This is a genomic window from Heyndrickxia acidiproducens DSM 23148 (assembly GCF_000374345.1).
In the GTDB taxonomy this organism is placed as follows: Bacteria; Bacillota; Bacilli; order Bacillales; family Bacillaceae_C; genus Weizmannia; species Weizmannia acidiproducens.
The window spans coordinates 14,390-37,095 of record NZ_KB893990.1; the positions used below are offsets into that span (position 1 = coordinate 14,390).

The window sequence follows — 22,706 nt, forward strand, 5'->3', positions numbered from 1 at the left end:
TTACCCCACCATCCCCATTAAGTATACGACCGTAAAAATAAAGACCCATACGACATCAATGAAATGCCAGTACAAACTGGCAATATAAAATTTCGGGGCGTTGTATAAATTTAATCCGCGTTTCGCGTTTCTTATCATTAGAGCGGTAATCCACAGCAAGCCAAATGCCACGTGACCGCCGTGGAAACCAACCAATGTGTAAAAAGCTGATCCGAATGCACTGCTTGTAAACGTATGATGGAACTCGGTAACATAGTGATGAAATTCATAGATTTCAAGGCCGAGAAAGCAGGCACCCAACAGTACGGTAACCAAAAGCCAGGCCTGCATTTTTTTAAACGCAAAATTTTTCATATGGTATATCGCCATCACACTTGTAATTGAACTGGTTAATAGGATGATTGTCGCCACGAAGGATAATGGCAGTTCGAATAAATCTTTTGCCAGCGCATGGGAACTGTCCGGGACTCTATCTTTTAACGCCAGATAGGTAGCAAAAAGGGAAGCAAATAATACGGTTTCCCCGCCTAAAAACAGCCAAAAACCAAGAAACTTATTTTTGCCTTCAAGCGTCACTCTTTCAGGCGATTCAGGCCAGGTTTTCGCTGTAAAGCTTTCTTCTGTATGCATTATGCTCCTACCCCCTTATCTTCCTTCTCCAGCAAGGTTTCTTTTTTAATATGGTAGCCATGGTCATCTTTAACAGAACGAACCAGCATCGAGAGGAGCGTGATGCCTAAGCCGGCAGCAAGCAAAATAATCCCCGCTGTATGGTGATCCCGGGCATACAGTGCGCCAAACGCGGCAACGAATAAACCAAAGGAAATCAATAACGGAACAATGGATGAATTCGGCATATGGATGTCTGACAGCGGTTCGGCAGCCGTAGTTTTTATCCTGCCCTCCATTTTCTCCAGCCACCATGTATCCAACCCGCGCACAAGCGGGGTTTGCGCAAAATTATATTCCGGCGGCGGGGAAGAAATCGACCAGTCCAATGTCCTGCCAAACCCCCACGGATCATTGGCCGCCCTCCGATTTTGGACTGCAGTAATGATGATGTTGACTAAGAGAATGAATACGGCCACCGCCATAAAGCCTGCTCCGATTGAACTCACAAGATTATCGGTATCCCACCCCAAATTTGGCTGGTACGTCCATTGCCGGCGCGGCATCCCAAGCAGGCCGAGCCAATGCTGGATCATAAACGTCAGATGGAAACCGATGAAAAAAAGCCAGAACGTGATTTTACCCATCGTTTCATTCAGCATGGTACCGAACATCTTCGGCCAGTAGTAATGGAGCGCTGCTAAGATGCCGAATACGACTCCGCCTACGATCACATAATGGAAATGGGCCACAACAAAATAACTATCATGATACTGGTAGTTGGCAGGCGCAACCGCCAGCATAACACCTGTTACCCCGCCCAATGTGAACGTCATGATAAATGACACAGCATAAAGCATGGGTGTCGTAAATTGAATGCTGCCCCCCCACATTGTCAACAGCCAGTTGAAAATTTTGATTCCTGTCGGCACTGCAATCGTCATCGTTGCAACAGCGAAGATCGCATTTGCAATATTTCCGAGACCGACTGTAAACATATGGTGTGCCCAGACCATAAAGCCTAAAAATCCAATCAGAACGACTGCAAATACCATGGATGAGTATCCAAATAGTCTTTTTTTGGAGAAATGTGCAAAAACTTCAGAGAAAATGCCAAATGCCGGTAAAATGAGAATATATACTTCCGGATGACCGAAAATCCAGAAAAGATGCTCCCAAATTATCGTGTTTCCACCGCTCGTGACATTAAAAAACTGGGCACCGAACATGCGGTCAAAAGTCAGCATAAACAATCCGACTGTAAGCGGCGGGAACGCGAACAGGATTAAAGCTGAAGCCACAAATGTCGTCCATGTAAAAAGCGGCATCCGCATATAGGTCATTCCCGGCGCCCGCATGTTCATAATCGTAACCAGGAAATTTAAGCCGGCAATCAATGTGCCGAAACCGGAGATTTGCAGGCCAAGCGCATAAAAATCAATCCCGTGCCCCGGAGATGCAAGGGACAAAGAAGCATAAGATGTCCAGCCTGCATCGGGAGCGCCCCCCAGAAACCACGATAAATTCAAAAAAATCCCACCGAAGAAAAAGAGCCAGAAACCAAGTGCATTCAGAAATGGGAACGCAACATCACGGGCGCCGATTTGCAGCGGGACAATGGCATTCATAAATGCAAACAGCAGCGGCATGGCTGCCAGAAAAATCATTGTTGTCCCGTGCATGGTCATCACCTGATTGTACAAATCCGCACTCATAAAATGATTGTTTGGTATTGCAAGCTGAATGCGGATTAGCAGAGCTTCTATACCGCCGATTAAGAAAAAAAATCCCCCTGCGATTAAATACAAGATGCCGATTTTTTTATGGTCAACCGTTGTCATGTAATCTAAAACAGTTGCGAAAAAACCGGTTTTTGCCGTCGTTCCGCCCACACTAAAAACCTCCCCTTTTGCCAATATCCCCTTTAATGCTCAACCTTCAATTCCATCAGATAAGTTGCCAGTGCATCAACTTCTTTATCGGAAAGTTGATCCCCGAATGCGGGCATTTTTGTCCCCGGTTTATATTTGGATGGATTCTTTATCCAGTTTTCAATATTCTGTTCATTGTAGCTAAGGATCCCCGCTACTTTTCCCCTTTCCCCGAATGTCGCTAAGTTGGGGGAGGTGCGGGCCTGTTCCGGCCGGGTATCCGATGGTGTCACAGCATGGCAGCTGATGCAGCTTTTATTGAAGACTTTCTGGCCTTCCCGGGCTGAAGCAGTCGCTGGTTGTGTTTTCTTTGCACTTTTCATTTGACTGATCCAATTTTGAAAATCACCGGATGATATCGCTTTCACGTTAAAATCCATTAACGCATGGGATGGCCCGCATAATTCGGCACATTTTCCGTAAAACACGTTTCCTGCTTCTTCAGCTTTTTTTTGATCAATTTCGAGCCAGAACTTGTTGATATTGTCTGTATTGGCGTCCAGCTTACCGCCAACCGAGGGTATCCAAAATGAGTGTTTAACATCTGAGGCTTTTACTTGGAAGTAGACTTTTTGGTTGGTTGGAACGACTAATTCCTGGCTTGTCACGACACCGTAATCGGGATACTCAAACTCCCACCAGTAAAGGCTGGCACGCACGTTCACCACAAGAGCATCGTGTTTTCCGTCTTTATTTTTCTTTTCCATTGCCTTTGTATCGCCAAGCTTAAATACATCCGTAATCGTTGGAATCGCAATCAATACCAGCAGGATAACCGGAATGATGGTCCATAAAATCTCAAGCTTATGATTGCCTGCCACCTGTTTGGGTAAGGTTTCATCCCCTTTTTTGCGCCTGAACCGAATGAGAACGGTAACAAAAATTACTAATACAACAATCATGACAAAAAGCATGATCCAAATGCTCCACATCATCAAATCATATTGCTTCCGGGCCACTTCACCGGCCGGCTTTAATGCCGACAAATACGGTTTGCCGCAGCCCGAAAGCACGGCCATAGACAGTGCGACGGTCAAAAACATATACCCCTTATGCTGCCGCCCTTTCATACCTTCACCAATCCCCTCTTTCGTATTTTTCTGTTTGAATAAAGATGTAAGATATATTTGGTTTTCTTTACAAAGAAAGAATGCCCACCCCTAAAATAGTGTAACAATGACCATGGCAACGAACAAAATGGTCAAATAGTTCAATGAGTATACAAACATCAACTTCGCCCATTTTAAGTCATTTTTCATTTTAAAACCTGCAATGCTTAAAGCAAGCCAGCCTAAATTAAACAAAGTAGCCAGGATGACAAATGCATATCCAAGCGGCATCAGGAAAAATGGAATCGGAAGCAGCAGGACAACCCAGGCAAGCATATGCCATTTTGTTGTTTTAAACCCTTTTACAACCGGCAGCATTGGAATGCCTGCTGTGCGGTATTCTTCACATTTTTTCATGGCAATCGCATAGAAATGGGGCGGCTGCCAAATGAACATCAGTAAAAACAGCATCCACGGAACAATCCCCAATTTCGGATCGACAGCTGCCCAGCCAATGAGCGGCGGAACCGCCCCGGCAAAACTGCCAATGACCGTGTTGCTGACTAAATTCCGTTTTGACCACATCGTATATAACACAACATAACTAAACACGCCAAACGCGCCAATAAATCCGGCAGCAGGTGTTGTCATAAACAGGAGAAGCGTTCCGGCGATGACAAACCCAAGTCCGATTGTCAGGACTTTTGCACCCGACATTCTTCCGGTTACGGTCGGCCGGAAGTTTTTGCTCTTCATGAGCTGGTCAATATCACGGTCATAATAATTATTTAAGCTGCAGGAACCGGCAACAATTAGTGCCGTCCCTGCCATTGCCAGAAACATGGTATCCAGTGATTCGAGGAAATGCTGGCGGGTCATGACCAATGCCAGCCACATTCCGGTAAAAGCTGTAATTAAATTTGAGTTCACAATTCCAATTTTGATTAGAGATAAGAAATCTTTCAATGCAGTGGCGTTTGCTGATTTTGCACCGCCGGCTGTATTTATTGCTCGACTATCTGCCATGATAGCCCCTCCCTCCAAAGTAGTAAGTTTAAGCAGCAAGGATATTCACCAGGTTTTGTCATGTAAGGTCAGGGAAAAATGCAAATTGGGTATTAAAATTGTTTTTACGTTTTTAATACGGAAAACTGTTCAGTAATAACTATAAAACATCTTTCAACAATTTGCTAATAAATGGATCCGGTTATCATCATTCTATGTAAATCCGTCCCCATCCATGCCGGTTTCCATATTTATAAGATTACCATCGTGCAAATATGCAGAATCCAAGGGTATAACAACCTATATTAATATTTAATCATAATTTCAAAAGATGATGTGATATTTCTGTCACATTTTTATGGCAAATTTGTGTCAAGAAGAATTAATGTTTTTATATCTTTTCTTTTTACGTTAAGATGGTATTAGCACAGGTGTATCATGGCAAGGTACGCGTCTTTATTCCTATTTTAACGGTAATTATCATAAAATGTACATGTTCTTTAAGCATACACTTTTATTTAAATCAAAAATCAATGTGAATAATGAGGTTTTCCCGCTTTTGCATACCAAACAGAAACTTGAATACATAAAGAAAAGGTGATCCTATTGCGTACAACATTAAAATGGATTGGCGTATTGACTACATTATCGATGATGGTTGTTCTAATCGGGGGCGCGCTCGTTACAAAAACCGGTTCCGGGCTCGGCTGCGGGCACCAGTGGCCGCTTTGCGACGGCAAATTTTTCCCGGATCCTCTGACGGTCGAGTCTTTCATTGAATGGGCACACCGTTTTTGCACGGGAATTGCTTCCATCCTGGTCTTTGTTTTGGCGATTTGGTCGTGGTTTGCCATCGGGCATAAAAAAGAAACGAAATTTCTCGCCATTGTTTCTGTCCTGTTTTTGCTGCTGCAGGCATTTCTCGGTGCGGCTGCTGTTGTTTGGGGACAATCGGATGCCATCATGGCGTTGCATTTCGGCATTTCGCTGATTTCCTTTGCATCTGTCCTGATGCTGACCCTGTTGATTTTTGAGGTAGACCAAAAATTTGATGCAAGCAGCCTCGTGCTGGATAAAAGCATGAAGTGGCATACAATCGGGGTAACGGTTTACAGTTATCTTGTTGTCTATACGGGTGCACTGGTCAGGCACATGAACGCAAGCCTTGCCTGCCGCGATTTTCCGCTTTGCCTGAATGACTCTCCGGGTTTGCCGGCAAATATATATGAATGGGTACAAATGCTGCACAGAGGTGCTGCTGCCCTGATTTTTGTATGGATTGCTTACATTGCTTTTCAGGCCATGAAATATTATAAAAACCAGCGTGTCATTTATTGGGGCTGGATCATTGCCTTTATCCTGATCTGTTTGCAAGCTGCTTCCGGGGCAATGATTATCTTTACAAGGTTAAATTTGCAAATCTCGCTGCTGCATAATCTTATTATTTCCTGTTTATTCGGTCTGCTGTGCTATTTAAATTTGGTTGTCGGCAGAACCAAGCAATTTGTCCGCAAAAAGAAGGATCTTCCATTTGCAGGATGAAGGTATAATGAAGAGAGAAAAGGCGCCGGTTTAAACCGGTGCCTTTTCATTTAACTTCTCAATTTCGATTAATAAATCCCCGGGCTGGATGGCATCGCCGTTTTGCACATAAACCGCACCGATACGGCCGGCAAAAGGCGCCTGTACTGTTGTTTCCATTTTCATCGCCTCAGTGATCATGATAGCATCGCCCTGTTTTACTTTCTGGCCGCTTTCGGCGAGGACTTTAATGACCGTGCCCGGCATTGTTGCCCCGATGTGCTGTTCATTTTCGGGATCCGCTTTTCTTCTTTCCTGTACGGAAGACTGGACGCTTGCATCTTTAATGACAACCTCGCGCGGCTGGCCGTTCAGTTCAAAATAAACGACCCTTGTCCCATCAGGGCGGGCATGCCCGATCGAAACAAGATGCACAATCAGTGTCTTCCCTTTTTCGATTTCCACTTCAATCGTTTCGCCGATCCGCATCCCGTAAAAGATTGTGGGCGTATCGATGGCAGAAACATCCCCAAATTGCTGTTTTGTCTTCATATACGCTGAAAACACTTTTGGATACAGTGCATAGGAAAGGATCTCTTTTTGATCCGGGACAATTTCCAGATCCTTTTCCATTTCCTCTTTCAAGGCTGCGAAATCCACTTCTTCCAGCAGTTCTCCGGGGCGGACTGTAATCGGTTTACGGCCCTTTAAGATGACTTTTTGCAATTCTTCCGGAAAACCGCCGTACGGCTGGCCGAGATAGCCTTCGAAAAATTTCACAACCGAATCCGGAAAATCAATCTTCATCCCGTGCTCAAGCACATCTTTTTCATTCAAACCGTTCTGAACCATAAACAGTGCCATATCGCCGACAACCTTTGAAGAAGGGGTCACTTTGACAATATCCCCGAACATCTGATTGACTTTCCGGTACATGTCTTTTACTTCATCCCAGCGGTACTCGAGCCCGACAGCTTTTGCCTGCTGCTTAAGATTGCTGTACTGCCCGCCCGGCATTTCATGGACATAAACTTCTGTATGGGGAGCATGCATGCCGCTTTCAAAGTGCTGATAATACTTCCTTACATCTTCCCAATAATCACTGAGCCGTTCAGCGGACCGGACATCCATCTCCGGCTCCCGTTCTGTCCCTTCCAGTGCATAATGGAGCGTCGTCATGCCCGGCTGCGATGTCAGCCCCGCCATCGAGCTCACGGCGACATCCACAATATCGACACCTGCTTCTACCGCTTTAACATACGTCATTACCCCGTTGCCACTTGTGTCATGGGTGTGGAGGTGGATCGGGATATCGACGCTTTCTTTCAGTTCGGAAATTAACCGGTAGGCAGCCTGCGGTTTTAAGAGGCCCGCCATATCTTTTATCGCTAAAATATGGGCGCCCTGCTTTTCAAGTTCTGTTGCCAGTTCCTTATAGTAAGCCAAATTATATTTTTGGCGGGATGGATCACTGATATCGCCTGTATAACAGATCGCCGCTTCGGCAACTTTATTGGCATCCCGTACCGCCCCGATTGCCACTTCCATGCCTTTCACCCAGTTCAGGCTGTCGAAAATCCGGAACACATCAATACCGGATGCGGCTGATTGTGCGACAAATTCGCGAATAACCTGATCGGGATAGTTCTTGTACCCAACAGCATTGGAAGCACGCAACAGCATTTGGAACAGAAGATTCGGGATGTCCGCACGCAGTTTTTCGAGCCGTTCCCATGGATCTTCTTTCAAAAAACGGTACGCAACATCAAAGGTTGCCCCGCCCCACATTTCCAAAGAAAATAAGTTTGGATGCATTTTAGCCGTTGGTGCCGCAATTTTGAGCAGATCATGGGTACGCATTCGTGTCGCAAGCAGCGATTGATGGGCATCGCGGAATGTTGTATCGGTTAAAAGCACACGGTTCCGGCTTTTGACCCATGCTGCCAGCCCCTCCGGCCCCTGCTGATCCAAAATTTGTTTTGTCCCTTCCTGATATGGGGCATGTGGTTCAAGCTTCGGGATCCTTGGTTCCGGGAAATGCGGCTTTTCCTGTTTGTCCATCCCGGGAAATCCATTCACAACGACATTTCCGAGATAAGACAACATTTTCGTGCCGCGGTCTTTCGTCACTTTAAATTCAAACAGTTCCGGTGTTGAATCGATAAATGATGTATCATACTTCCCGCTGACAAAATCGGGATGCCTCATGACATTTTCCAAAAAAGCAATATTTGTTTTGATGCCCCTGACTCTGAATTCCTGCAAGTTTCTGACCATTTTGGCTGCTGCCTGGTCAAATTTAAGCGCCCATACCGATAATTTAACGAGCAGCGAATCATAGTAAGGGGTGATCACAGCACCCTGAAAAGCATTGCCGGCATCAAGGCGTACACCGAAGCCGCCGCTTGAGCGGTAAGCCATAATTCTGCCTGTATCGGGCATAAAATGGTTGAGCGGATCTTCTGTCGTAATCCGCGACTGAATCGCAAAACCGCTGATGGAAAGCTCCTCCTGGTTTGGAATGCCAACCTTTTCATCATGAAGCCCGTAACCTTCCGCAATCAGGATTTGCGAACGGACAATATCGACGCCGGTAATCATTTCCGTAATGGTATGTTCAACCTGGACACGCGGATTGATTTCAATGAAATAAAATTCATCCCCCGAGACAAGAAATTCGACAGTACCGGCGTTGATATAGCCCACTTTTTTCATCAGCCTGACAGCGGCATCGCAAATCCTTGTACGCAATGCCTGCGAAATGGAAACGCACGGTGCAACTTCGACAACTTTCTGGTGGCGGCGCTGGACGGAACAGTCACGCTCAAACAAATGAACGATATTGCCCTTTTGGTCGCCAAGAATTTGCACTTCAATATGTTTTGGGTGAAGGATCAGTTTTTCCACATAGACTTCATCGCTTCCGAATGCCGCTTTTGCTTCCGATTTGGCACGGTAGTAAAAATCCTCCGCTTCACCTTTATGATGGATCATACGCATGCCGCGGCCGCCGCCCCCGAGCGCCGCTTTAATCATGAGCGGATAGCCGTATTTTTCGCCAAACTCTAAAACATCACTCAAACTGCCGACAGGTCCGCCGCTGCCGGGGATAACTGGGATACCGGCTGCGGCCGCCTGCTGTTTTGCCTTGATTTTGTCACCGAACATATCAAGATGTTCCGGTTTCGGGCCGATAAAAATAATCCCTTCCTCTTCGCAGCGTTTTGCAAATTGAAGGTTTTCCGATAAAAATCCGTAGCCGGGATGGATGGCATCGACCTCCGCCATTTTCGCAATATCAATGATATCTTCAATCGCCAAATAAGCATCAATGGGCTTTTTCCCTTCTCCCACCAAATATGCCTCATCAGCTTTATAACGGTGATATGAACCATTATCCTCTTTTGAATAAATGGCAACTGTGCGGATGCCAAGCTCCGTGCAGGCACGAAACACTCTGATGGCAATTTCTCCGCGGTTGGCAACCAATACTTTTTTAATTTGCTTCATTTCTGCTTCCCCTTCAATCTTCTTTCTTTTAAAAATATTTTATTTTATAAAAAAAGGAAGCTGAACTTCCTTTTTTAACCATTATGCGGCTTTGAATAAACTTTATACAGCTTTCCCGTCTGATCAGGCGCTTCCGCATGCGACCCCTGCTTACGCTTATATTTTTCTTCATATTTCGTAAACATGGCTACATTCACGAGAACACCAACTGCCAGTGATAAAACCAGAAGTGATGAACCCCCGTAACTGATAAACGGCAGCGTAACGCCCGTAATCGGAATTAATCCGCTGACGCCGCCTAAATTAATAAACGTTTGGATCGCGATCAAACCGGAGATGCCGATTGCAAGCAAACTTCCAAACTGGTCTTTGGAATGGATACCGATATAAATTCCCCGCAGCACCAGGTAAGAAAGCCCGCCGATGACAAACAGAACCCCGGCAACTCCCAGTTCCTCCGCAATAACGGCCATAATAAAATCTGTATGGGATTCCGGCAGATAGCCCAGTTTCTGAATGCTTTGCCCGAGCCCCTGCCCTTTGATCCCGCCGGAACCGATCGCAATATAGGAATTTACAAGCTGCAGGCCTTCTTCCCCCTGATTTTTAAAGGGATCTAAATACCCTGTAAAGCGGCTCACTCGCACCGGGGTGAAAATCTTATCTTTTTGGATGAGAATCAGCGGCGAGAAAATGACAACAAACCCCAATCCCAATCCGGCCAGTTTCAGCATTGTTTTCAGCTTCATCCCCGAAGACACAATAATCGTGCAGCCGACTAAAAAGATAATCGCTGCAGATCCGACATCAGGCTGGACCGTAATCAGGCCGCAGACCACCATCAGGAAAATAAGTGGCGGAATAGCACCTCTATTAAAGGTATCAATATAGGCTTGCTTTTTGGCATAAACAGCCGCCAAATAGATAATGATGCCTATTTTTACAAACTCGGCAGGCTGCAGCTGGCTCGAACCGATTTTAAACCAGCTTTGCGCATTGTTCGACGTATGGCCGAATACAAATAACGCCAGCAGCCCGAGCACCGAACCGAACATAATGAAAGCCAGTAATTTTTTGCTTTGATAGATTTTATACGGAAGAAATGCGGTAACCAGGAAACCTGTAAAGGCAAGCAGCAAATTCAGCTTTTGCTTATCATAAAAATAAGCGCTGTCGACTCCGTACCGCTGTACTGCGACCACCATGCTGGAACTGTAAATCATGACCAATCCGAATAAACAAAGAAGGATGTATACAACAATAATCGAGTAATCGAATGATTTCAAGATTTTTTTTAACATAGAAACCTTCCAATCTCTTAAATGAAAACTTTGAAAACTAGAACCATCCTAAATGATTATTCTCCCGTTTTCTGAAATACTCCTGCTGCTATTTTTAAATTATAGCATTTTTTTTATTGCTGTTGCCATTCTCAACAAAAATTCGTCATAAAAAAAACTCAAACAATCTTATATCATCGTTTGAGTTTTTCTGCTTACTTTTTTACATATGCGTCGTGCATGATGGTAAGTTCCTTCTCCAGCGAATCAAGAAGTTCCTTGCCGTGATGTGCGTCCACCAGTCCCAGCCGGACGGCAAAATCTATTTCACGGGATAAACCAAACATTTGTGTGTCCAACACTTCCTCGTATAAAGGACATTGGGGCATCGTTAAGTTATCCATTTGAACCTTGATCAGCCTTAGGATTTTATCTGCGTCCGCCTTTAGCAGACTGTATGCTTTTTCCCGGTGGTTCACCTTTGTTTCAGATGCCACATTGATCCCCCCGTTCGAACGTATCCGTATTCTATTTAAAAATTGTACCTTGAAATGATGCAATTTGCAAGCAAACCGGCGGGCTCGCATCGCTTTCAAGTGACACAGGCACCTATACACGATATAATCGATATAGACGAACGGAAAGGGGTAGAAGAAATTTGATTATGCAGATCAAAGGAAAAGTGAAATTTCCAATTACGCTTGATATTGGAACATGGATCTTTGACGACAGAAAAGTGGATTTGGATACATATTTTGATGAAGAAAAACAAGGGCTCAATGAAGAAGAAGAATACTTAAAGAAAACAGGAAAATTTTTTGACAGGGAATTAAAAGAAGGGGCGAATCCCCAGGACGCTGTCCGCACAAAGCCAAAATGGAAGCGCCAGCATTTAAAAACCGGCAGTTTCGGCATCTTTATCCATATATTTTTAAAGAACGCCGAGCCGCTTGCAGACGCAAAGAAAATTGTTTTCGAGACGAAAAACGGCCCTGTCGCTTTTCCGCTTGCGGAGGCGGAACACTTTATTCTCGCGTTTTCACATCAAGGCAATGCTTTAAAAGAAACCGGGCCGCTCCATCTTTTATTTGATGACGGTTCCAACCGGGATCATCCGATACAATATGTATCCGGTGTCACAATCGAGTGAGCCGGTACCGGGAGCCGGGCGAAAATCCTAACTGCAACCTGCTCCCGGTTTATCCATTTCTTCAGCCGAAAATCCGGATGATGAAAGTTTCACATTTTTTTGGCCGGGCGCTCACAACAGGTCAGCGGCAATCTGCGCCAGTTTTGAGCGTTCGCCTTTGACTAATTTGATGTGGCCGGCAACCGGCACTTCCTTAAATTTTTCAAGAACATAGGTCAGCCCGTTGTTATAAGCATCCAGATAAGGATGGTCAATCTGTTCCGGATCCCCCATTAAAACAATTTTGCTGTTTTCCCCCACGCGCGTTAAAATCGTCTTTACTTCATGTTTTGACAAATTTTGCGCTTCATCAATAATAATATACTGTTCCGGAATACTGCGGCCGCGAATATAGGTCAGAGCTTCCACTTCAATTGAGCTGATGCCGGCCAGGATTCCATCAATTTCCCCGGTTTTTTTCGTATTGAATAAGTACTCAAGGTTATCGTAAATGGGCTGCATCCACGGCCTCAGCTTTTCCTGCTTTTCTCCGGGAAGATAGCCGATGTCTTTCCCGAATGGAACAATCGGGCGCGCCACCAGCAGTTTTTTGTAATGATGCATATCTTCCGTCTGCATCAGCCCGGCGGCCAGTGCGAGCAGCGTTTTTCCTGTTCCCGCTTTTCCAATCAGGGTAACAAGCGGAATGTCTTTTCTCAAAAGCAGTTCCATCGCCATCGTCTGCTGTACATTGCGCGGTCTGATCCCCCATACCGGATCCTGGCTGTGCACCAGTTTCCGAACGGTTTTACCGGTTTGATCAACCATGCCGATTGCAGATGCGGAACTTCCAAGTGCATCTTTCATCAGCAGAAACTGGTTCGGGTAAAAAGGGTGCCCGGCAATTTCGCTTAATGCCAGTTCATTCCGCTCGTAAAAATTTTTGAGCAGCTCACGGCTAATATATATATCGAACAGCCCTGTATAGATATGATCATCACTTACCACACGGTCATTCAAAAAGTCTTCCGCCGCAAGCCCGAGTGCATCTGCTTTTACCCGGACAAGCGCATCCTTGCTCACTAAGATAACCTGGCGCCCGTTTTCTTTCGTTTCTTCTTCTATTGATAAATTTTTGGCAACCGCTAATATCCGGTTGTCATTCGTTTTTTCCACAAAAATATCCTGCAGCTGCTGGAATGAGCGGTGGTTCAGCTCAATGCGCAGCACCCCCCCGTTTTCGAGCGGGATTTTTTCATGCAGCTTGCCGGACTGCCTGAAGCTGTCCATTAATTTTGATACCTGGCGTGCATTCCTCCCCACCTCATCCATATTTCTTTTCTTTGAATCCACTTCTTCGAGCACTACTGCCGGAATGACAATCTCATTATCCTCAAAAGAAAAAATTGCATAAGGATCCTGGAGCAATACATTCGTATCTAAGACGTAAATTTTCTTCAACCCGACGCCTCCTGCTTCCATTGGATTATTTTATATTAAGTTATGTGGGGGTGTTGTTACCTGTTCGTCATTCGTTTCGGACAAAGACCGGCACTGCTAAAATATATGTACAAATCGCTCAATTTAGAAGATCATCCGCCTGATTATGCAGAGGAACCTTTAAATAATAAAAAGCACTTCCGCAATGGAAGTGCTTTTTATTGTTTAAAGTGTAAAACGCCCGTCTTTTTTCGCCTTTTTGCTTTGCAGGAGCCGGAATTTGTATATCGCAAGCACAACGGCTGCGGCAAAGAGCGCCTCTGCAACCGGCAGAAAGATGGCAAAAAAAGTAAGAAGCGTACAGCCGAGCAAAAGTAAGGCATAGATGACGGCAGCTTTTAAAACCGGCAGTTTTCTTGCAAAACCAAGCTGATAAACGATAAAGCATAAAATGACAATCGTACCATACAAAAGCCACATGCCCAAATCGTGGTTTTGATCGACATTAAACCATTTTGCAAACAAAGAAAGATGGTCATGAACCGCTTGATCTGTCATCTTCTATCCCCTTTGCCCCGTATTTTATGTAAAGAACAGGGGCTTCATTCCCCGTTCTTTACTCACCAATCGGTCAGCCGGAAACTTTTTGCCGTTTGGCCATTTTTTCACGTTCACTCTTGTTGAGAATCTTTTTGCGCAAACGGACGGACTGAGGTGTTACTTCACAGTATTCATCATCGTTCAGGTATTCAAGTGATTCCTCAAGCGACAATATTCTTGGTTTCTTGATGACGGATGTCTGGTCTTTTGTTGCTGAACGGACATTCGTCGCGTGTTTGGTTTTTGTAATGTTTACTGCTATATCATTTTCACGGGAATTTTCACCAACGATCATGCCTTCATATATTTCGGTGCCCGGTTCAACGAATAAGGTGCCGCGGTCTTCAACTTGCATCATACCATATGTGGAGGCTTTACCGGTTTCCATCGATACAAGTACACCATTTCGGCGCCCGCCGACACGGCCGCTTTGCAACGGCTGATAAGAATCAAACGTATGGTTAATAATGCCGTAGCCTCTCGTTAAAGTCATGAATTCTGTTGAATACCCGATCAAGCCGCGTGCAGGCACGTTAAAGATCAGGCGGACCTGCCCATTGCCATTATTGATCATATCCAGCATTTCACCTTTACGGGAGCCAAGCGATTCAATAATGGCGCCGGTGTGTTCTTCCGGGGAATCGATTTGGACGCGTTCCACCGGCTCGCATTTCACACCGTCGATTTCTTTAATAATTACCTGCGGCTTGGAGACTTGCAATTCAAATCCTTCACGGCGCATATTTTCAATTAAGATGGATAAGTGCAATTCCCCGCGCCCGGAAACAATCCATGCATCCGGCGTGTCCGTATTTTCAACGCGCAAGCTGACATCTGTATGCAGCTGGGAGAGCAATCTTTCTTCAATTTTCCGTGCTGTAACAAATTTTCCTTCGCGGCCTGCAAACGGGCTGTTGTTCACAAGGAAAGTCATTTGTAAGGTCGGCTCGTCAATACGCAGCGGCTTCAATGCTTCCTGATGTTCAATCGGGCAGACCGTTTCGCCGACATTGATGTCTTCCATGCCGGATACCGCAATCAAATCCCCGGCATAGGCTTCCTGGATTTCTACACGCTTCAAACCGAAGAAACCAAAAATTTTCGTGACACGGAATTGCTTGACACTGCCGTCCAATTTCATTAATGCAACCTGCTGGCCGACATGCATTTTTCCGCGGAATACACGCCCGATGCCGATCCGGCCGACATAGTCGTTGTAATCGAGCAATGCGACCTGGAATTGCAGCGGTTCTTCGCGGTTGTCTACCGGTGCCGGGATATGCTCGATAATCGTATCGAATAACACTTTCATATTGGCTTCCTGTTTTGAAGGGTCCGGTTCAAGGCTTGCCGTCCCGTTAATGGCCGATGCATAAACAACCGGGAATTCCAGTTGGTCATCATTGGCATCCAATTCAATAAATAACTCAAGGACTTCATCGACGACTTCCTGCGGGCGGGCAAAGTCGCGGTCAATTTTATTCACAACAACGATCGGGGTAAGATTCTGCTCCAAAGCTTTTTTCAAAACAAAACGTGTCTGTGGCATACAGCCTTCATAGGCGTCTACGACAAGCAGAACCCCATCCACCATCTTCATAATCCGTTCCACTTCGCCGCCGAAGTCAGCGTGTCCCGGAGTGTCCAAAATGTTGATTTTTTTATCTTTATAATGAACTGCCGTATTCTTGGCAAGGATAGTGATCCCTCTTTCACGTTCCAAATCATTGGAATCCATGGCACGCTCTTCAACATGTTCATTCGTGCGGAAAGTACCGGATTGCTTGAGCAGCTGGTCGACTAAGGTTGTTTTTCCATGGTCAACGTGAGCAATAATGGCGATATTACGTAAATCTTCTCTTCTTTTCAAAAAAATTTCCTCCTGCCTAAACACGAATCTTAGTTAGTATATATCCTTAACTGAATTATTATAACACAATGGCTGGCATTGTTAAAAGTTTTTCGGTAAAATGGTAGTGAGGGAGGCGTAAAAATGCGGGAAATCAAGTGGGTATTTGTGTTCTTTTCACTCGCCGCTTTTCTATCCATGTGCGGCATCGGCGTAGCAATCGGCGCCCAAAATGTGATCGGTATTTTAACATGCACCGTGCTGCTGATTTTAATTATGGGCTTTGGTTTTAAAAAGAAAAAGAAAATGCGGGAGGAAGGGAGACTGTAAGCTTTCTCCCTCTTTTTTATGATGCAGCCCGCCGCACTTTAAACCTGCTTACGATTCCGGTGCATACCGTCTTAAAATGGTTTCGTGCAGCTGCGGCTTGCTGGCAAACACCGAGCTGTTTTCAAGGATATTGAGCGGCTTTCCGTAAATATCTGTGACAATGCCGCCCACTTCTTCGATCAGGATTTTTCCAGCGGCAAAGTCCCAGGGCGACAGCTGCATGGTCATATACGCATCAAGCCGGCCGGCAGCCACATAAGCCATTTCAAGCGCCGCAGACCCGTAACTTCTTGTTGCGCGCACATCCCTTACCAGTTCCGCCAGTTTCGAAGGGGCCATTTTCCGGTTTGACACTACATATGTCGGGTTTAAAGCAAGGATCGTATCTTCCAATCGGTTTTCTTTCAGCTTCGGCAGCGGGATCCCGTTGAAGTAAGCACCCTTTCCCGCCCGAGCGGAGTACAGTTCCTGATGCACGACATCATATATATAACCAAGCTTCCCAATCCCGTCCTCATAAACGCCGATTGAAATCATAAAATTCCGCTTCTGATGGACAAAATTCACCGTGCCGTCAATCGGATCCAAAATCCAAATCACGCCCCCGGCATCTTTTATCTCTTCCCCAAACCCTTCTTCACCCAAAATCCGGTGCTCCGGAAAGGTTGTACGAATTTTACGGATAAGAAATTGTTCTGTCTCTTTGTCAATGTTTGTTACAAGATCATTCCGGTCTGATTTGGTCTCAATAACAAGCGGAGATTCAAATGATTCAATGATCCGGTCCCCTGCTTCCCTGATCCACTGTCGTACATATGTATCCATTTCTTTCCACAAATCCATACTCGGGCCCTCCATCGTGTAAACGATTCATTTTCCCTTTAGCGTAAAGGAAAACGGCGTATTTTTCAAGTTTTCCGCCTTTTATCTTTCATAAAAACGAACCCCATCTGCATGTCATACAGGGAGTCCGCTAAACAGCAAAGTTATTTTCTCCATTTTGAATTACATGGCCTTCATTTTCAATAATTCTTCGCGGATTTTTTGCAACTTTTTAATGGACTTTCCTTTCAGTTCCTCATCTTTTAATTCCATTGCTTCATACAGCGTCGCCAGTTCATAGTCGAGTTCCATTCTTAATACGGCAATTCTCTTTTTTTCATAAGGCTTTCTTTTTGTCGTCCGGATCATTTGTTTCATTCACTCCACATCCTCTCGAAGTAATGATATGAATTTTCTGATATTATTTATATATATATTATGTTGATTTCAGAATGATGTAACTAAATTGTGTGTATACCTATTTTTACCCCTGTGCTTTTATTTATTAAACATCCGGCCGGTATGGTAAAATAGAAATACACTTGTTCGTGCCTGCATGCCTAATAAGTAAGATTATAAATTGAGGTGATAAAATGGACATCCCTGCTTTCACTGATCAGGATTTTAATGTTTTCCATATAGAAGGCCTTGACCCGAGGATGGAGCAATTAAAAAGCACCCTCCGTCCCAAACTGGAAGTGCTGGGGCAATATTTTTCATCCGTTTTGTCGGTGATGACCGGCGATGAAATGTTTTACCATGTTGCCAAACACGCCCGCCGTACAAAAAACCCGCCGAATGACACCTGGGTAGCTTTTGCACGCAGCAAGCGCGGCTATAAGATGCTCCCCCACTTTCAAATCGGGCTGTGGCCAACCCATCTCTTCATTTGGGTTGCCGTTATCAATGAATGTCCGCAAAAAGCTGAAATCGGAAAGCGCCTTGAAAAAGAAGCCGGCCCGCTTTTGGAAAATATTCCGGGCCACTATGTCTGGTCTGATGATCATACAAAACCAGGCGCAACCCGCATGGATCACATGGACAAACAAGATTTCAAAAACTTGTTCATCCGAATGCAGACGGTAAAGAAATCCGAAATGCTCTGCGGCTTGCAAATCCCAAAAGATGAAGCAGTCAAGATGAGCCCCGATGCTTTGGTAAAAACCATCGGGAATGTCTTTGTACATGTATTACCCTTATATAAAATGGCTTAAACAGACTGCCTGTTTTCCATCTGCAAAAAGGCGCGCCCTGATTTTTCGGGCGCGCCTTTTTAACTTACAGCTGCGGACTCACATTTTTATGACTGCATTTTTTTCTTCTTTCATTTTTTTCACCGTGCGATAGGGGGAATAACCGCTTACTTCTTCAAATTGGCTGCAGTAATTCCGCTCGTCCGCTTTTCCGGGCACAATTTCTTTAAATCTGCGGTATCTGTCCATCAACAGTTCCCGCTGCACCCCTTTTTCATAAGCTTTCTCAACTGCTTCATAAAATCGAATCACGTCAACAATTTCCTCAGTGGACCAATCCATTGAAATCGGGTACTGGTACTCCATTGTATCACCGCTTTTCCTTCCAGTTATGCATGTAACGGTACTATTTTACACAATAATCCTCCGCCTGTTCAACCACCTGCTTAAAACGGATTTCTTGAAAAAATAAGCGCCATCTATAACCGGATAGCGGTTTTGCAAAAGTTTTGTTTCACATCTTTCGGAGGTCTATTTCTTCCATCCGATTTTATCCGGTATCATTTTTTTCTTATGGCAGGTTTATTTTGCCTTCTCCTTGAAAAACTATTTTCATTACCAGGCTGTAATGCTATAATTTTTTTTGTTTTCATTACAGCATGCGAATACGAAAAAGAGGTGGAGAACACAATTGTCACAATACGACACACCGTTATATACAGGCTTACTGAAACATATCGAACAACATCCCGTCCAATTCCATATCCCCGGACATAAAACCGGAAACGGAATTGACCCCGATTTCCGCCGGTTCGTGGGGGATCATGTATTAAAAATGGATTTAATCAATATTGAACCACTAGATGATCTGCACCAGCCCCACGGCATGATCAAAGAAGCGCAGAAGCTTGCTGCTGAGGCGTTCGGAGCTGATTACACCTTTTTCTCTGTACAGGGAACAAGCGGTGCGATTATGACAATGGTGATGAGTGTTTGCGGACCCGGGGACAAAATAATCGTCCCCCGCAATGTCCACAAGTCCGTCATGTCGGCAATCGTATTTTCAGGCGCGATTCCGGTTTTCATCCATCCGGAAGTTGACCCGCGCTTGGGGATATCGCACGGCATCACGCCGGAATCCGTCTCTAAAGCGCTCAAGCAAAATCCTGATGCAAAAGCAGTACTTGTCATTAACCCGACATACTACGGGATTTCGGCGGACTTGAAAGGCATTGTTGAAATTGCCCATGCATACCGTATTCCCGTTCTGGTTGATGAAGCCCACGGCGTCCACATCCATTTTGATGATGAACTGCCATTATCCGCAATGCAGGCCGGCGCTGATATGGCAGCGACAAGCGTCCATAAACTGGGCGGATCGTTAACACAAAGTTCAGTTTTAAATATAAAAGAAGGGCTTGTTTCAAAAAACCGCGTGCAAAGCATCTTCAGTATGCTGATGACAACATCCACTTCCTATATTTTACTGGCTTCCCTGGATGTTGCGCGCAAAAGGCTTGCAACAGAAGGAGCGCGGTTGATTAAGGAAACAACAAGGCTTGCACAGCTTACCCGCAAGCGCATCAATGCCATTGACCATCTTTACTGTGTCGGCAGTGAGATACTGGGCACAAAAGCTACCTATGACTATGATCCGACGAAGCTGATCATCTCTGTCAAAGATCTTGGCATTACCGGGCATGATGCTGAAAAATGGCTGCGCGAAGCCCATCATATCGAAGTAGAGCTTTCGGATCTGTATAATATTCTCTGTATTGTCACGCCGGGTGATACCGAGACCGAACTGAATCTTTTGGTTTCCGCTTTACAGGAACTATCGGATACTTTTTCACATCTTTCCAATGAAGTGGATGTAAAGGTGCTGCTCCCTGACATTCCGCTGCTGGCCTTAACGCCACGGGATGCGTTTTACGCGGAAACTGAATCCATCCCGTTTTCGGAATCCGCCGGCAGAATTGTGGCCGAGTTTGTCATGGTCTATCCGCCGGGTATTCCAATCTTTATCCCGGGTGAGATCATAACAAAGGAAAATCTGACTTATATTGAAACCAATATGGAAGCCGGGCTGCCTGTCCAGGGTCCGGAAGATGCATCCCTTCGAACTATAAAGGTCATCAAAGAACACCGTGCCATCGAGTAAAAATATTGTTGAAACAGGCAGGGAGAAGTTGTCCGCTTCCCCTGCCTGTTTGTATTTTCGGCAAAAAAAAAAGACGGCTAACGGGTAGCCGAGAGAAAATGGACGCTCAGAGAATAGAACTAGCGGATTTCAGATACTGTTTGATCTTTTTCGTGCTGGCAGTGATCACATGTTGCATAAAGCACTGTCACTTTTTCTTCTTCTACATGATCAATGGTTGCATCACATGATTGGCAAACAATGGTACCCATCCATCAATTCCTCCCTTTTCCATGTTTGTAACCGTTTCTATAATTATATTAATACATCCTAAATGAAATTTCAAGGATTTTCGTATAACATATTATAAAAATATGTTATACAGTTGAAAAGGGAACCAAAAGCGCCCTCCGCATTTCATGGGGACAATTTTTTATCCCGCTTGGACAATTTTTTCATGGATTGGTTTAAAAGCAGAAGATGGCGAGCATATACTGGATATAGGCGCATCGATCCATTCATATCTGCGCATTTAAAATCAGGTAAAAAATCCGGGTGGGACAATGAAAATTTATGCGGCATTCTTATTTCAGATTATGATATGGAGCTTTTTTACACTCGCGGAATGGCTTTCGCAGCGGGATCCGTTCATCTTTAAAATGGCCATGTTTATCGTGTTTTTTTACCTTGCTTTTTTATTGGCAAAGCATCTGATTAAATCCGTGCGCATCACACTTCTCGTTACCGTAATGAGCCTGGCTGCCCACGGGCTTCTGCAACTGCTGCTGGGCGGAATTTTTTAAGCGGGATAAAAAAAAAAGGCTGGCGATGCACGGGGTTGTAAGACCGTGCACCGCCAAACCTCTGAAACTGTAAAGCTATTTTTATTTCAACACATGGATTGGCGAGCCAAGTGCAACTTCAGCTGCTTCCATCGTAATTTCCCCCAGTGTTGGGTGTGCATGAATTGTCATCGCAATATCCTCTGCAGTCATGCCGGCTTCAATGGCCAAACCAATTTCTGAAATGATATCTGACGCGCTTGTTCCGACAATTTGGCCGCCGATTAACAAGCCGTCTTCTTTGCGGGTAATCAGCTTCACGAACCCTTCGCCGGCTTCAAGCGCAAGTGCGCGTCCGTTCGCAGCATATGGGAACTTGGCTGCCACATAATCAATGCCTTCTTCTTTGGCCTGGGCTTCCGAGTACCCGACAGTCGCCAGTTCAGGATCCGAGAAGACAATAACCGGGATGCCCAAATAATCAATTTCTGCTGGTTTGCCGGAGATCGCTTCTGCGGCGATTTTTCCTTCATAAGAGGCTTTGTGGGCAAGCTGCGGGCCTGGCACAATGTCACCGATCGCATAAATATTTGGCACGCTTGTCCGGCACTGCTTATCAATTTCAATAATGCCTCTTTCGCTCATTTTAATGTTAAGCTGTTCAAGCCCTAACTCATCCGTGTTCGGGCGGCGCCCCACGGTGACAAGAACGTAGTCTGCTTCAGCCTGTTTTGCTTCACCATTCACTTCATAAGATACGACAACACCGTCTTCTTTTTCCTCCACACCTTTTGCCATCGCTTTTGTTACAATTTCCACGCCTTTTTTCTTCAGCTTGCGGACGACTAATGAGGTCATTTGTTTTTCAAACGCACCATTAATGATGTCAGGGGCGCCTTCAAGAATGGTCACTTTTGTGCCAAAGTTCGCATAGGCTGTACCCAGTTCCATCCCGATTACACCGCCGCCGATAATGACGAGTTTTTCAGGGATTTCTTTTAAGTTTAAGGCGCCGGTTGAATTCAGGACGCGGTCGGAATATTTAAAGGTTGGCAATTCGATTGGCCGCGAACCGGTTGCCAGAATCGCATGTTTAAACGTATAGGTCTGGGCAGATTTTTCATCCATCACACGCAGCGTATTCGCATCGACAAAATAGGCTTCGCCGCGGACGATCTCAATTTTATTGCCTTTCAGTAAGCTTTCCACGCCGCCTGTCAGTTTTTTCACGACCCCGGATTTCCATTCCTGGACTTTATCAAAATTGACGGTCACATTTTCAGTGGAAATGCCCATGACCTCCGAGTCTTTTGCATTTTCAAAGCGGTGCGCAGCAGAAATCAGCGCTTTTGACGGAATACAGCCGACATTTAGGCAAACCCCGCCGATAAACTCTTTTTCAACAATGGTCACTTTCTGTCCGAGCTGCGCCGCTCTGATAGCTGCGACATACCCCCCCGGTCCTGCTCCTATGACTATTGTATCCGTTTCAATTGGAAAATCTCCTACTACCATC

21 protein-coding genes are annotated in these 22,706 nt (G+C 45.2%); 6 read left to right on the plus strand and 15 right to left on the minus strand.

Annotated features, from left to right (window positions below):
* The 4 genes from C232_RS0107510 to cyoE all read right to left on the minus strand — a co-directional run bounded on the left by C232_RS0107510 (position 1) and on the right by cyoE (position 4,615).
* Positions 1 to 630 carry a cytochrome (ubi)quinol oxidase subunit III gene (locus C232_RS0107510; RefSeq protein WP_018662923.1) on the minus strand — a complete coding sequence of 210 codons (630 nt, stop codon included), beginning with the start codon at positions 628 to 630 and terminating at the stop codon, positions 1 to 3.
* Positions 630 to 2,450 carry a cytochrome c oxidase subunit I gene (gene ctaD, locus C232_RS0107515; protein ID WP_051086221.1) on the minus strand — a complete coding sequence of 607 codons (1,821 nt, stop codon included), beginning with the start codon at positions 2,448 to 2,450 and terminating at the stop codon, positions 630 to 632. The genes C232_RS0107510 and ctaD overlap by 1 nt, the downstream gene beginning before the upstream one ends.
* A gap of 83 nt (positions 2,451 to 2,533) precedes the next feature.
* Positions 2,534 to 3,610, minus strand: coding sequence for a cytochrome c oxidase subunit II (coxB, locus tag C232_RS0107520; RefSeq protein WP_018662926.1), 1,077 nt, complete (start codon positions 3,608 to 3,610; stop codon positions 2,534 to 2,536).
* Between the two features lie 90 nt (positions 3,611 to 3,700).
* Entirely contained in the window at positions 3,701 to 4,615 is a 915-nt protein-coding gene (cyoE, locus tag C232_RS0107525) for a heme o synthase (RefSeq protein ID WP_018662929.1), read from the minus strand.
* 585 nt (positions 4,616 to 5,200) lie between these two features.
* On the opposite strand from cyoE, the gene C232_RS0107530 reads away from it, so the two are divergent.
* Entirely contained in the window at positions 5,201 to 6,136 is a 936-nt protein-coding gene (locus C232_RS0107530; protein ID WP_018662931.1) for a COX15/CtaA family protein, read from the plus strand.
* Between the two features lie 30 nt (positions 6,137 to 6,166).
* On the opposite strand, the gene pyc is transcribed toward C232_RS0107530, so the two are convergent.
* From pyc to C232_RS0107545, 3 genes are all read right to left on the minus strand, one after another.
* The gene (pyc, locus tag C232_RS0107535; RefSeq protein ID WP_018662933.1) at positions 6,167 to 9,625 is read right to left on the minus strand and encodes a pyruvate carboxylase; all 3,459 of its coding nucleotides are present in this window, start codon (positions 9,623 to 9,625) and stop codon (positions 6,167 to 6,169) included.
* Positions 9,626 to 9,699: 74 nt separating this feature from the next.
* Positions 9,700 to 10,926, minus strand: coding sequence for an FtsW/RodA/SpoVE family cell cycle protein (locus tag C232_RS0107540; RefSeq protein WP_018662934.1), 1,227 nt, complete (start codon positions 10,924 to 10,926; stop codon positions 9,700 to 9,702).
* A gap of 194 nt (positions 10,927 to 11,120) precedes the next feature.
* Positions 11,121 to 11,402 carry an Fpa/YlaN family protein gene (locus tag C232_RS0107545; protein ID WP_018662935.1) on the minus strand — a complete coding sequence of 94 codons (282 nt, stop codon included), beginning with the start codon at positions 11,400 to 11,402 and terminating at the stop codon, positions 11,121 to 11,123.
* Between the two features lie 161 nt (positions 11,403 to 11,563).
* Here C232_RS0107545 and C232_RS0107550 point away from each other — a divergent pair, with 161 nt between their 5' ends.
* Complete coding sequence (locus C232_RS0107550; protein WP_018662937.1) at positions 11,564 to 12,055, plus strand: hypothetical protein; 492 nt, start codon at positions 11,564 to 11,566, stop codon at positions 12,053 to 12,055.
* Between the two features lie 111 nt (positions 12,056 to 12,166).
* Here the strand turns inward: C232_RS0107550 and C232_RS0107555 are convergent, their stop codons facing one another.
* The 3 genes from C232_RS0107555 to typA all read right to left on the minus strand — a co-directional run bounded on the left by C232_RS0107555 (position 12,167) and on the right by typA (position 15,944).
* The gene (locus tag C232_RS0107555; RefSeq protein WP_018662939.1) at positions 12,167 to 13,495 is read right to left on the minus strand and encodes a PhoH family protein; all 1,329 of its coding nucleotides are present in this window, start codon (positions 13,493 to 13,495) and stop codon (positions 12,167 to 12,169) included.
* A 204-nt stretch (positions 13,496 to 13,699) separates the two neighbouring features.
* Positions 13,700 to 14,032: a YlaH-like family protein gene (locus C232_RS0107560; RefSeq protein WP_018662942.1), complete on the minus strand. Its 333-nt coding sequence runs from the start codon at positions 14,030 to 14,032 to the stop codon at positions 13,700 to 13,702.
* Positions 14,033 to 14,105: 73 nt separating this feature from the next.
* Positions 14,106 to 15,944 (minus strand): translational GTPase TypA, encoded by a 1,839-nt coding sequence (typA, locus tag C232_RS0107565; protein ID WP_018662944.1) that lies wholly within the window; start codon positions 15,942 to 15,944, stop codon positions 14,106 to 14,108.
* 123 nt (positions 15,945 to 16,067) lie between these two features.
* Here typA and C232_RS0107570 point away from each other — a divergent pair, with 123 nt between their 5' ends.
* Positions 16,068 to 16,253 (plus strand): YlaF family protein, encoded by a 186-nt coding sequence (locus C232_RS0107570; RefSeq protein ID WP_018662946.1) that lies wholly within the window; start codon positions 16,068 to 16,070, stop codon positions 16,251 to 16,253.
* Positions 16,254 to 16,301: 48 nt separating this feature from the next.
* On the opposite strand, the gene C232_RS0107575 is transcribed toward C232_RS0107570, so the two are convergent.
* Positions 16,302 to 17,096, minus strand: a complete 795-nt coding sequence (locus C232_RS0107575; RefSeq protein WP_018662948.1) for an inositol monophosphatase family protein — start codon at positions 17,094 to 17,096, stop codon at positions 16,302 to 16,304.
* A gap of 162 nt (positions 17,097 to 17,258) precedes the next feature.
* The gene (locus C232_RS0107580) at positions 17,259 to 17,453 is read right to left on the minus strand and encodes a hypothetical protein (protein WP_018662950.1); all 195 of its coding nucleotides are present in this window, start codon (positions 17,451 to 17,453) and stop codon (positions 17,259 to 17,261) included.
* Positions 17,454 to 17,668: 215 nt separating this feature from the next.
* Here C232_RS0107580 and C232_RS0107585 point away from each other — a divergent pair, with 215 nt between their 5' ends.
* Positions 17,669 to 18,289, plus strand: coding sequence for a DUF1054 domain-containing protein (locus tag C232_RS0107585; protein WP_018662952.1), 621 nt, complete (start codon positions 17,669 to 17,671; stop codon positions 18,287 to 18,289).
* A gap of 78 nt (positions 18,290 to 18,367) precedes the next feature.
* Here the strand turns inward: C232_RS0107585 and C232_RS0107590 are convergent, their stop codons facing one another.
* Positions 18,368 to 18,634, minus strand: coding sequence for a UPF0223 family protein (locus C232_RS0107590; RefSeq protein WP_018662954.1), 267 nt, complete (start codon positions 18,632 to 18,634; stop codon positions 18,368 to 18,370).
* Between the two features lie 325 nt (positions 18,635 to 18,959).
* Between C232_RS0107590 and C232_RS0107595 the strand changes: the two genes are divergently transcribed.
* Positions 18,960 to 20,429, plus strand: coding sequence for an aminotransferase class I/II-fold pyridoxal phosphate-dependent enzyme (locus C232_RS0107595; RefSeq protein WP_018662956.1), 1,470 nt, complete (start codon positions 18,960 to 18,962; stop codon positions 20,427 to 20,429).
* Between the two features lie 119 nt (positions 20,430 to 20,548).
* Here the strand turns inward: C232_RS0107595 and C232_RS19335 are convergent, their stop codons facing one another.
* Entirely contained in the window at positions 20,549 to 20,680 is a 132-nt protein-coding gene (locus C232_RS19335) for a GapA-binding peptide SR1P (protein WP_018662957.1), read from the minus strand.
* Between the two features lie 291 nt (positions 20,681 to 20,971).
* Here C232_RS19335 and C232_RS0107605 point away from each other — a divergent pair, with 291 nt between their 5' ends.
* On the plus strand, positions 20,972 to 21,211 hold the full coding sequence (locus tag C232_RS0107605) for a hypothetical protein (protein WP_018662959.1): 240 nt from the start codon (positions 20,972 to 20,974) through the stop codon (positions 21,209 to 21,211).
* 81 nt (positions 21,212 to 21,292) lie between these two features.
* Here the strand turns inward: C232_RS0107605 and lpdA are convergent, their stop codons facing one another.
* Positions 21,293 to 22,705: a dihydrolipoyl dehydrogenase gene (lpdA, locus tag C232_RS0107610; protein ID WP_018662961.1), complete on the minus strand. Its 1,413-nt coding sequence runs from the start codon at positions 22,703 to 22,705 to the stop codon at positions 21,293 to 21,295.
* Position 22,706: the final 1 nt, after the last annotated feature.

Excerpts from the sequence above, each read along its gene's own strand:
- C232_RS0107510 (WP_018662923.1), bottom strand. The coding sequence starts at position 630 with ATGCATACAGAAGAAAGCTTTACAGCGAAAACCTGGCCTGAATCGCCT.
- ctaD (WP_051086221.1), bottom strand. The coding sequence starts at position 2,450 with ATGACAACGGTTGACCATAAAAAAATCGGCATCTTGTATTTAATCGCA.
- coxB (WP_018662926.1), bottom strand. The coding sequence starts at position 3,610 with ATGAAAGGGCGGCAGCATAAGGGGTATATGTTTTTGACCGTCGCACTG.
- cyoE (WP_018662929.1), bottom strand. The coding sequence starts at position 4,615 with ATGGCAGATAGTCGAGCAATAAATACAGCCGGCGGTGCAAAATCAGCA.
- pyc (WP_018662933.1), bottom strand. The coding sequence starts at position 9,625 with ATGAAGCAAATTAAAAAAGTATTGGTTGCCAACCGCGGAGAAATTGCC.
- C232_RS0107540 (WP_018662934.1), bottom strand. The coding sequence starts at position 10,926 with ATGTTAAAAAAAATCTTGAAATCATTCGATTACTCGATTATTGTTGTA.
- C232_RS0107560 (WP_018662942.1), bottom strand. The coding sequence starts at position 14,032 with ATGACAGATCAAGCGGTTCATGACCATCTTTCTTTGTTTGCAAAATGG.
- C232_RS0107570 (WP_018662946.1), top strand. The coding sequence starts at position 16,068 with ATGCGGGAAATCAAGTGGGTATTTGTGTTCTTTTCACTCGCCGCTTTT.
- C232_RS0107575 (WP_018662948.1), bottom strand. The coding sequence starts at position 17,096 with ATGGATTTGTGGAAAGAAATGGATACATATGTACGACAGTGGATCAGG.
- C232_RS0107580 (WP_018662950.1), bottom strand. The coding sequence starts at position 17,453 with ATGAAACAAATGATCCGGACGACAAAAAGAAAGCCTTATGAAAAAAAG.
- C232_RS0107585 (WP_018662952.1), top strand. The coding sequence starts at position 17,669 with ATGGACATCCCTGCTTTCACTGATCAGGATTTTAATGTTTTCCATATA.
- C232_RS0107590 (WP_018662954.1), bottom strand. The coding sequence starts at position 18,634 with ATGGAGTACCAGTACCCGATTTCAATGGATTGGTCCACTGAGGAAATT.
- C232_RS19335 (WP_018662957.1), bottom strand. The coding sequence starts at position 20,680 with ATGGGTACCATTGTTTGCCAATCATGTGATGCAACCATTGATCATGTA.
- C232_RS0107605 (WP_018662959.1), top strand. The coding sequence starts at position 20,972 with ATGAAAATTTATGCGGCATTCTTATTTCAGATTATGATATGGAGCTTT.
- lpdA (WP_018662961.1), bottom strand. The coding sequence starts at position 22,705 with ATGGTAGTAGGAGATTTTCCAATTGAAACGGATACAATAGTCATAGGA.